The following is an 8,661-nucleotide window of genomic DNA, read 5'->3' as shown; positions in this document are numbered from 1 at the left end:
GCCCCCCCCCCCCCCCCCCCCACCCCCCCCCCCGGGGGCCCCCCCGGGGCCCCCCCCCCCGGCCCCCGCCCCCGGCGTCGTCGTACGGCCCCGAGGGTGCACCCTGGAGGGGCGGCCACCGAGGCGAGAGGCAGAGGGGGACCCCCGTATGAGCACCAGCGGCGAGGCGACGAGGAACCCGGCGACGCCCGCGGCCCGGCCCGGGACGTCCGGCGTCCGGGCGGGCGCCCGGACGGCCGCCGACCCCGCCCCGCCGCCCGTCGGCGGCGTGCTGTGGAGCGTCGCCGGGGACGTCCGCGCCCTCCTCATGCTCCCCGCCGCCCTCACCATGCAGGTCGCCCACCCCGCGATCGGCGCCGGCGTCGACGAGCACTCCGTCTTCCGCACCGACCCCTGGGGGCGCGGCGAGCGCTCGCTGCGCTCCGTGCAGCTCTGGGTGTACGGAGGCGACGAGGCCGCCGCCGAAGGGCGCCGGCTGCGCGCCCTGCACCGGGACATCCAGGGCACCGACGCGCACGGGCGCCGCTACCACGCCCTCACCCCCGCCTACTACGCCTGGGTCCACGCCACCGGCTACCCCGTCTACCGGCACGGCCTCGCCCTGCTCCACCGGCCCCTCACCGAGGCCCAGGACCGCAGGCTGTACGCCGAATGGCTCCAGGTCGGCCGGATCCTCGGCATCCATGGCCGGGACATGCCGCAGACCGTCGAGGAGTTCCGGCCCTACTACCGCAAGGTCCTCGCCGAGGAGCTGGAGGCCACCGCCGTCGTCCGCGAGCTGATCGACCCGGACGCGCCCGTGCCCGCCCCCGACCGGGGACCGCTGCTCCTCCGGCTCGCCCTCCGCCCCCTCTGGCCGCTGCTCCGCCGCCCCTTCCAGCGGATCCGCGCCTTCCTCACCGTCGGCCTGATGCCGCCGGACGCCCGCGCGGCGATCGGCCTGGAGTGGACGACGGAGCAGGAGCGCCGGCTGCGCCGCCTCGCCCTGGTCGTGCGGGCCGTCGTCCCGGTCCTGCCCGAGCGGCTGCGCTATCTGCCGCTCGCCCGGCGCGCCCGGGAGGCCGCCCGCCGCGCCGGGCGCTGACGGACGGCCTCCCGGGGCGGTGCCTCAGTGGTCCGCGTGCTCGTGGACCGTGTTCGTCGCCGCGATCTTCTTCCACGACTTCGGCTGGACCGGCTCCGCCGCGGCGGCCGTCCGGGCCAGGGGAGCGTCCGCGGGCGCGGGTCCGGCCGCCGGCTTCACCGGCTGGTACAGCCAGGTGTCGAAGAGCGTCGCCAGCGGCTTGCCGGAGACCTCCTCCGCGTACCGGACGAAGTCCGCGACCCGCGCGTTGCCATGGGCGAAGCGCTGCGGCCAGCCCTTCAGGATCGCGAAGAAGTCCTCGTCGCCGATCTCGTTCCGCAGCGCCTGGAGCGCCAGCGCGCCCCGGTCGTACACCGCGATGTGGAACTGGTCGTCCGGCCCCGGGTCGCCCGGCTTCACCGTCCAGAACGGGTCCTCGGCGGTGCGCGTGGCGTACACGTAGTCGGCCAGCTCCTGGGCCGTGCCCTCGCCCTCCTTCTCCGACCACAGCCACTGGCTGTAGCGGGCGAAGCCCTCGTTGACCCAGATGTCCTTCCAGTCGTGCACCGAGACGCTGTCGCCGTACCACTGGTGGGCCAGCTCGTGCACGACCACCGACACGTTCGCGCCGTTCGCGAACTGGCGCGGGCTGTAGAACGGCCGGGTCTGGGTCTCCAGCGCGTAGCCGCTGGTCACGTTCGGCACGTAGCCGCCGAGCGCGTTGAAGGGGTACGGGCCGAAGACGCCCTCCAGCCACTCCGCGACCTCGGTGGTCCGCTCGATCGAGGCGCGCGCCGCGCCCGCGTTGTCGCCGAGGTCCTTGCTGTACGCGTTGAGGACGGGCAGCCCGTTCGCGGTCTTGTCCGTGGTGATGTCGAACTTCCCGACCGCGAGCGTGGCCAGATACGTCGCCTGCGGCTTGTTCGAGCGCCAGTTGAAGCGGGTCCAGCCGAGCCGGGACGACTGCGACTGGAGCACCCCGTTGCTGACCGCCTGGGTGCCGTCCGGCACCGAGACCGACACGTCGAAGGTGGCCTTGTCGCGCGGGTGGTCGTTGGACGGGAACCACCAGGCGGCCGAGTCGGGCTCCTGCGCGGCGACACCGCCGTCCGGGGTGCGGTGCCAGGCCGACCAGCCGTCGACCTTGAACTCGGACGGCTTGCCCGCGTACCGCACCACCACCGTGATCTGCTTGCCCTTCGGCAGCGGCACGGCCGGGACGATCTCCAGCTCGTGCGCCCCGGTCGCGGTGACCTTCGCGAGCCGCCCGTCGACCCGCACCTCGCTCGCCCGCAGCCCCAGGTCCAGGTTGAACCGGGAGAGGTTCTGCGTCGTCGTCGCCAGGATCGTCGCCGTGCCCTCCAGGAGGTCGGTCGCCGGCTGGTACTTCAGGCGCAGGTCGTAGTGGGAGACGTCGTAGCCGCCGTTGCCGCTCGTCGGGTAGTAGGAGTCGCCGATGCCCGGCGCGCCGGGGACGTAGTCGGCCGCCGATGCCGGGATCGCCAGCAGCAGCGAGGCGGCGAGGGCGCTCGGAACGATCAGTCTGCGGTGCACGGATGCTCCCCAAGTCATAGGAGACGTAAGACGCGTGGGTGGGCGTCGGTCCTTAGTTCCGGACTCTATGAACCACGCCGCGGACCGTCACGTAAAGAGCGCCTCCCGCCACATGATCGCCATTCGGCCGACATGAACCACCGGTTCACCCGTTTCCCGCACGCGGTCTTCCGCCCCGGCGGGCCCGTCGCGTACGTTCCGCCCCATGCCGAAGCGACCGCGTGCCGCCCGCCGCGTCCTGGCCCTCGCCGCCGGGACCGCCGTGCTCGGACTGCCCCTCGTCACCTTCCCCGCGAAGGCGGCCGGCCCCGCCGACCTGCCCGCCCCGCCCCGGACCGGGTTCGAGACGAGCGGGGGCGCCCGCTGGACCACCGACGCGGAGGAACGGGACTTCCTCGCCGCCGTCGACCGGGACGGCGACCGGGTCGCGGTCACCACCATCGGCACCAGCGGGCAGGGCCGGCCGCTGCGGCTCGCCGAACTCGGCGCCGCCCACGGCGCCGTGACGGTCCTGCTCGTCTGCGGCCAGCACGGCGACGAACCGGCGGGCCGGGAGGCGTGCCTCACCACCGTCCGCGACCTGGCCCGCACCCGCGACCCCGGCACCCTGCGCCTCCTCGCCCGCACCACCGTCCTCGTCGTGCCCAACGCCAACCCCGACGGGCGCGAGGCCGGCACCCGCGGCAACGCCGCCGGCATCGACGTCAACCGCGACCACCTCGCCCTGCGCACCCCCGAGGCCCGCGCCCTCGCCGCCGTCCTCCGCGACCGGCGGCCCGACCTCGTCCACGACCTCCACGAGTACGGCGCCACCCCCGGCTACTACGACAAGGACCTGCTCACCCTCTGGCCGCGCAGCCTCGACACCGACGCCCGCGTGCACGCCGAGTCCCGCACCCTCTCGGAGGAGTACGTCCGCCCCGGCGCCGCCCGCGCCGGACACACCCACGGCGTCTACGGCATCTGGACCGACCCGCTCACCGGCCGCCCGGTGCGGCAGGTCGCCGGCGACGGCCAGGAACGCATCCTGCGCAACACGGCCGGGATCAAGCACATGGCCGCCCTGCTCGCCGAGACCCGGGAGGACCCGCTCGGCGAGGCCGAGGAGCGCGACCCGGCACTCTCCCAGCGGCGCAGGGTCGCCACCCACCTCACCGCGCTGCGGGACGTCTTCGGCTACGTCTCCGAGCGCGGCGGCCCGCTCGCCGCGGCCACCGCCGCCGCCCGGCTCACCGGCCTCGCCGACCGCGGCCCCGTCTACCTCGGCGGCGCCGACAACGACCCGCCCGAGCCCGCCGAGATCCTCGCCGACCCGCCCTGCGGCTACCGCCTCGACGCCGTCCAGTACGCCGAGGCGGGCGACGAACTCGCCCTGCACGGCGTGACGGTGCGCCGCGAGCCGGGCGGCGGCGCGTTCGTCCCGCTGCGCCAGTCGCAGCGGCTGCTCGTCCCCCTGCTGCTCGACGGCCGGGCCGCCCATCACCTCGTCGGTGGCCGTTCCGTGGAGGAGTGTTGACGATCGGGTGGGTACGGCGGGTCGTGTCCGTTCGGTGCCGTCGGACCGCGTAAAGTTACCCGCTGGTACTGACCATGCCTCAAACGGGCCGCCACGGCTCTGACTTGGAGAAACACATGTACAACGCGACGCGTGCGCGCCGCGCCCTGCTCGCCACCGTGCTGCTGGCCGGGGGCCTGCTGCTCGGCCAGACCGTCACCGCCCCGGTGGCCGAGGCCGCCACGAGCGGCACCTGCAACGTCAACCAGCTCCACAAGCAGGCCCGCGACGAGCGCGACCGGGCCGCCCAGCTCAAGCGCCTCGGCGCCCGCGAGGAGGCCCGCCGGGCCACCGCCCGCGCCGACGCCCTGGAGCGCCGGGCCAAGCAGTGCGCCCGCGCCGACGAGGTCGTGGCCCCGCCCTTCGGCAGGTGACCCCCGGCGGGCCGCCCGCCGCACCCCCGACGGCCCCCCCCCCACCCGACCGGGGCCGGCGGGCCGGCCGCCCCCCCCCCCCCCCCCCCCCCCCCCCCCCCCCCCCCCCCCCCCCCCCGCCGCGGGCCGCCCCGCGCCGCCGCCTGTCAGCCCGTCACCAGCTCCGCCGCCCGCCGCGCACACCCCCACGCCACCGTGACCCCGGCGCCCCCGTGCCCGTAGTGGTGCACCAGCCGCCCCCCGCCCGGCAGCCGCTCCGCCTCGACGCGCACCCCGCCCGCCCGGGCCGGACGCAGCCCCACCCGGTGCCCCAGCACCCGGGCCCCGGCGATCTCCGGCCGGACCCGCGCGCACCGCGCCACGATCCCCGCCGCCGTCGCCGGATCCGGCACCAGCCCCTCCGCGCCCTCCTCGGCGGTCCCGCCCAGCACCAGCCGGCCCGGCTGCGGGAAGAAGTACGTCGTCTCCACGGCCCCCGCGTCCGCCGCCGTGAACCACTCCTCGATCCCCGGGTTCTCCACCAGCACCAACTGCCCCCGCACCGGCCGCAGTCCACCGTCCGGCACCAGCTCCCGCGCGGCCAGACCGGTGCAGTTCACCACCACGGGCGCCACCGCCGCCGGCTCCGCCCAGCCGCGCGCCGTCCGCCGCTCGACCACCCCGCCCGCCGCCGCCAGCCGGGCCCGCAGCCACGCCAGGTGGACCGGCATGTCGATCAGCGGCAGCCGGGCCGCGAGCCCCGTGGCGTACGGCCCCGGCACCTCCCCGGCCGGCAGCTGCCGCAGCCCCTCCACCCCCGCCGCCCACGCCCCGAGCCCGTCCAGGACGGTGTCGGCGTGCACCCCCGGCACCCACCGCACCCCGGTCTCCTCCGGCGCCCCCGCCAGCTCCCCGTACACCCGCAGCGACTCCAGCGCCCAGGCCCCGGCCTCCTCCGCCGGCTCGATCCGGTACGGCCACCACAGGGCGCCCGCCACCGCCGACGTCGTCTCCTCCGCCGGATCCCGGGACCACACCCGGACCCGCAGCCCCCGCTCCGCCAGCGTCACCGCCGTCGTCAGCCCGATCACCCCGCCACCCACCACGATCACGTCGCCGTCCATGCCCGGACCGTACCCGGGAGCCCCCCGCCGCCCACGTAGGATGCGTGGTCTGATGACTGCCACTCTCGTCGCCAAGGACCTCGCCGCCGGCCACGGCGAACGCACCCTCTTCGCCGGGCTCGACCTCGTCGTCGCCCCCGGCGACGTCATCGGCCTCGTCGGCGTCAACGGCGCCGGCAAGTCCAGCCTGCTGCGGCTGCTCGCCGGGCTCGACACCCCCGAGGAGGGCGAGGTCCGGCTCTCCCCGCCGACCGCGACCGTCGGACACCTCCCGCAGGAGCCCGAGCGGCGCGCCGGGGAGACCGTCCGCGCGTTCCTGGCCGGCCGCCCGGGCGGCGCGGCGGCCGGGCCCGCGTGGGCCGGGGCCCCCCCGGCCCCCGTCGACGGCACCCCCGGCGCCGACGACGCGTACGCCACCACCCTGGAGCGCTGGCTGGACCTCGGCGGCGCCGACCTCGACGAGCGCGCCGAGGAGGTCGCCGCCTCCCTCGGCCTCACCGTCGACCTCGACCAGCCGATGACCGGCCTCTCCGGCGGCCAGGCCGCCCGCGCCGGCCTCGCCTCCCTCCTCCTCTCCCGCTACGACGTCTTCCTCCTCGACGAGCCGACCAACGACCTCGACCTCGACGGCCTGGAACGCCTGGAGGCCTTCGTGAAGGGCCTGCGGGCCGGCACGGTCGTCGTCAGCCACGACCGCGAGTTCCTCACCCGCACCGTCACCAAGGTCCTCGAACTCGACCTCGCCCAGCAGCAGATCACCCTCTACGGCGGCGGCTACGACGCCTACCTGGAGGAGCGGGCCACCGCCCGCCGGCACGCCCGCGAGGAGTACGAGGAGTACGCCGACAAGAAGTCCGCGCTGGAGGGCCGCGCCCTCATGCAGCGCAACTGGATGGACAAGGGCGTCCGCAACGCCCGCCGCAAGGCGACCGACAACGACAAGATCGGCCGCAAGCTGCGCGGCGAGGCCAGCGAGAAGCAGGCCGCGAAGGCCCGCCAGACCCAGCGCATGATCGAGCGCCTGGACGTCGTCGAGGAGCCCCGCAAGGAGTGGGAGCTGCGGATGGAGATCGCCGCCGCCCCCCGCTCCGGCTCCGTCGTCGCCACCCTCCGCGACGCCGAGGTCCGCCGCGGCGACTTCTCCTTCGGGCCGGTCTCGCTCCAGATCGACTGGGCCGACCGGGTCGCCGTCACCGGCGCGAACGGCGCCGGCAAGTCCACCCTGCTCGCCGCCCTCCTCGGCCGCCTCCCGCTCGACTCCGGCCACGCCGTCCTCGGCTCCGGCGTCGTCGTCGGCGAGGTCGACCAGGCCCGCAAGCTCTTCCACGGCACCGAGACGCTCCTCGACGCGTTCTGCGCCGCCGTCCCGGACACCGAACCGGCCGACGTCCGCACCCTGCTCGCCAAGTTCGGCCTCAAGGCCGACCACGTGCTGCGCCCCGCCACCACCCTCTCGCCCGGCGAGCGGACCCGCGCCGCGCTCGCCCTCCTCCAGGGCAGGGGCGTCAACCTCCTCGTCCTCGACGAGCCGACGAACCACCTCGACCTGCCCGCCATCGAGCAGCTGGAGTCCGCCCTCGACTCCTACCAGGGCACCCTCCTCCTCGTCACCCACGACCGCCGGATGCTCGACGCGATCCGCGTCAACCGGCGCGTCGAGGTCGCCGACGGCAAGGTCACCGAACTCTGATGACCGTCGCCTTCGGCTGGGGGCCCGTCGAGGCACGGGCCCTCGCCCCGGCCTGCCTGGTCGTCGTCGACGTGCTCTCCTTCACGACGGCGGTCGGCGTCGCCGTCGAGGCCGGCACGGCCGTGTACCCGTACCGATGGCGGGACGCCACGGCGGCCGCGTACGCCCGCGAGCGGGACGCCGTCCTCGCCGTCGGCCGGAGCGAGGCCACCGGGACGCACCCGTGGTCGCTCTCCCCGGCCGCCCTGCGCGCCGCGCCCCGGCCCGGCCGGCTCGTCCTGCCGTCCCCCAACGGCTCCACGATCAGCGCGGAGGCCGCGGCCGGCGGCGCGACCGTGATCGCCGCCTCGCTGCGCAACCGCCGGGCCGTCGCCGCACGGATCCTGCGGGACGGATACGGCTCCGGGGCGCGCCCCCTCGCCGTGATCGCGTCCGGCGAGCGGTGGCCGGACGGCTCCCTCCGCCCCGCCCTGGAGGACCACCTCGGGGCCGGCGCGGTCCTCGACGCCCTGCGCGCCCTCGCGCCGGGGCTCCACCTGACCCCGGAGGCGACCGCGGCGGCCACGCTGTGGGCCGCCACGGAGGACCCGGTCGCCGCCTTGCACGGCTGCGCATCGGGCCGTGAACTGTACGAGTACGGCTATCCGCGGGACGTGGAGGTGGCCGCCGAACTCGACGCGTCGACCGCCGTCCCCGTCCTCGTGGACGGCGCATTCCAGGAGGCACCATGACCGACGACAGCGTGACCCGGCTCCTCGCGATGCTGGACGACCTCGACGCCGACGTCGACGCCACGATCGACCTCGCCGACGAGATCGCGGCCGGCGGCGACCGGGCGCTGCTGCCGCGCCTGGAGTCCGAACTGGACCGGGCCGTCGCCGAGCGCAACGGCTACGCCCGCGAACTCCTCGGCGGCGTCCTCGCCGCCCTCGGCGGCCCGACCACCCTGCCGATCCTGGTCCGCGCCTCGGCGGTGGACCTCGGCGACGACCAGGACGGCCTGGCCACGGAGATCGTGGACCTGGTCCAGTCCGACCCGAAGACGGCGGAGAAGGTCCTCCGCCCCCTGACGGAGGACGACGACCTCACCGTCTCGAACCGCGCCGACTGGGCCCTGCGCTTCCTGCCGTAACCCCGGTGCGGGCAGGCGTTCCGCAGGGCTGGGGGCACCCCCTGGACGAAGTCCTCGGGGGAGGGTGGGCACAACGGAACGGCGCCCTCCCGGGCGCCACCCCCCCCGTGGGCCCCCCCCCCCCCGCCCCGCCCCGTGCGCCCCCCCCAGGCTCATAAAAACACCATAACCCGCCCACGCCAATAGCAGT

General features: G+C 76.1%; 8 protein-coding genes. 6 read left to right on the top strand and 2 right to left on the bottom strand.

Annotation, left to right across the window (positions count from 1 at the left end):
• Positions 1 to 148: 148 nt before the first annotated feature.
• Complete coding sequence (locus ACFW1I_RS10995; protein WP_384668662.1) at positions 149 to 1,084, top strand: oxygenase MpaB family protein; 936 nt, start codon at positions 149 to 151, stop codon at positions 1,082 to 1,084.
• 24 nt (positions 1,085 to 1,108) lie between these two features.
• On the opposite strand, the gene ACFW1I_RS10990 is transcribed toward ACFW1I_RS10995, so the two are convergent.
• Complete coding sequence (locus ACFW1I_RS10990) at positions 1,109 to 2,617, bottom strand: M1 family metallopeptidase (protein ID WP_384668659.1); 1,509 nt, start codon at positions 2,615 to 2,617, stop codon at positions 1,109 to 1,111.
• A 205-nt stretch (positions 2,618 to 2,822) separates the two neighbouring features.
• Here ACFW1I_RS10990 and ACFW1I_RS10985 point away from each other — a divergent pair, with 205 nt between their 5' ends.
• The gene (locus ACFW1I_RS10985; RefSeq protein WP_384668656.1) at positions 2,823 to 4,133 is read left to right on the top strand and encodes a M14 family metallocarboxypeptidase; all 1,311 of its coding nucleotides are present in this window, start codon (positions 2,823 to 2,825) and stop codon (positions 4,131 to 4,133) included.
• Positions 4,134 to 4,249: 116 nt separating this feature from the next.
• Positions 4,250 to 4,546, top strand: a complete 297-nt coding sequence (locus tag ACFW1I_RS10980) for a hypothetical protein (RefSeq protein ID WP_384668653.1) — start codon at positions 4,250 to 4,252, stop codon at positions 4,544 to 4,546.
• 146 nt (positions 4,547 to 4,692) lie between these two features.
• On the opposite strand, the gene ACFW1I_RS10975 is transcribed toward ACFW1I_RS10980, so the two are convergent.
• Positions 4,693 to 5,649: an NAD(P)/FAD-dependent oxidoreductase gene (locus tag ACFW1I_RS10975; RefSeq protein WP_384668651.1), complete on the bottom strand. Its 957-nt coding sequence runs from the start codon at positions 5,647 to 5,649 to the stop codon at positions 4,693 to 4,695.
• Positions 5,650 to 5,701: 52 nt separating this feature from the next.
• Between ACFW1I_RS10975 and ACFW1I_RS10970 the strand changes: the two genes are divergently transcribed.
• From ACFW1I_RS10970 to ACFW1I_RS10960, 3 genes are read left to right on the top strand one after another with little or no spacing between them, the layout of a single operon-like run.
• Positions 5,702 to 7,339 carry an ABC-F family ATP-binding cassette domain-containing protein gene (locus ACFW1I_RS10970; RefSeq protein WP_384668648.1) on the top strand — a complete coding sequence of 546 codons (1,638 nt, stop codon included), beginning with the start codon at positions 5,702 to 5,704 and terminating at the stop codon, positions 7,337 to 7,339.
• A complete protein-coding gene (locus ACFW1I_RS10965) occupies positions 7,339 to 8,070 on the top strand; it encodes a 2-phosphosulfolactate phosphatase (protein ID WP_384668646.1) in 732 nt (243 codons plus the stop codon). Before ACFW1I_RS10970 ends, ACFW1I_RS10965 begins: the two co-directional genes overlap by 1 nt.
• Entirely contained in the window at positions 8,067 to 8,471 is a 405-nt protein-coding gene (locus ACFW1I_RS10960) for a hypothetical protein (RefSeq protein ID WP_384668643.1), read from the top strand. Before ACFW1I_RS10965 ends, ACFW1I_RS10960 begins: the two co-directional genes overlap by 4 nt.
• Positions 8,472 to 8,661: the final 190 nt, after the last annotated feature.

This window comes from Streptomyces sp. NPDC058955 (assembly GCF_042741435.1).
In the GTDB taxonomy this organism is placed as follows: Bacteria; Actinomycetota; Actinomycetes; order Streptomycetales; family Streptomycetaceae; genus Streptomyces.
This window is presented reverse-complemented; position numbering and strand designations above follow the sequence as displayed.

What these genes read in the sequence shown, in the direction of transcription:
- ACFW1I_RS10995 (WP_384668662.1), top strand. Translation starts at nt 149, where the DNA reads ATGAGCACCAGCGGCGAGGCGACGAGGAACCCGGCGACGCCCGCGGCC.
- ACFW1I_RS10985 (WP_384668656.1), top strand. Translation starts at nt 2,823, where the DNA reads ATGCCGAAGCGACCGCGTGCCGCCCGCCGCGTCCTGGCCCTCGCCGCC.
- ACFW1I_RS10980 (WP_384668653.1), top strand. Translation starts at nt 4,250, where the DNA reads ATGTACAACGCGACGCGTGCGCGCCGCGCCCTGCTCGCCACCGTGCTG.
- ACFW1I_RS10975 (WP_384668651.1), bottom strand. Translation starts at nt 5,649, where the DNA reads ATGGACGGCGACGTGATCGTGGTGGGTGGCGGGGTGATCGGGCTGACG.
- ACFW1I_RS10970 (WP_384668648.1), top strand. Translation starts at nt 5,702, where the DNA reads ATGACTGCCACTCTCGTCGCCAAGGACCTCGCCGCCGGCCACGGCGAA.
- ACFW1I_RS10965 (WP_384668646.1), top strand. Translation starts at nt 7,339, where the DNA reads ATGACCGTCGCCTTCGGCTGGGGGCCCGTCGAGGCACGGGCCCTCGCC.
- ACFW1I_RS10960 (WP_384668643.1), top strand. Translation starts at nt 8,067, where the DNA reads ATGACCGACGACAGCGTGACCCGGCTCCTCGCGATGCTGGACGACCTC.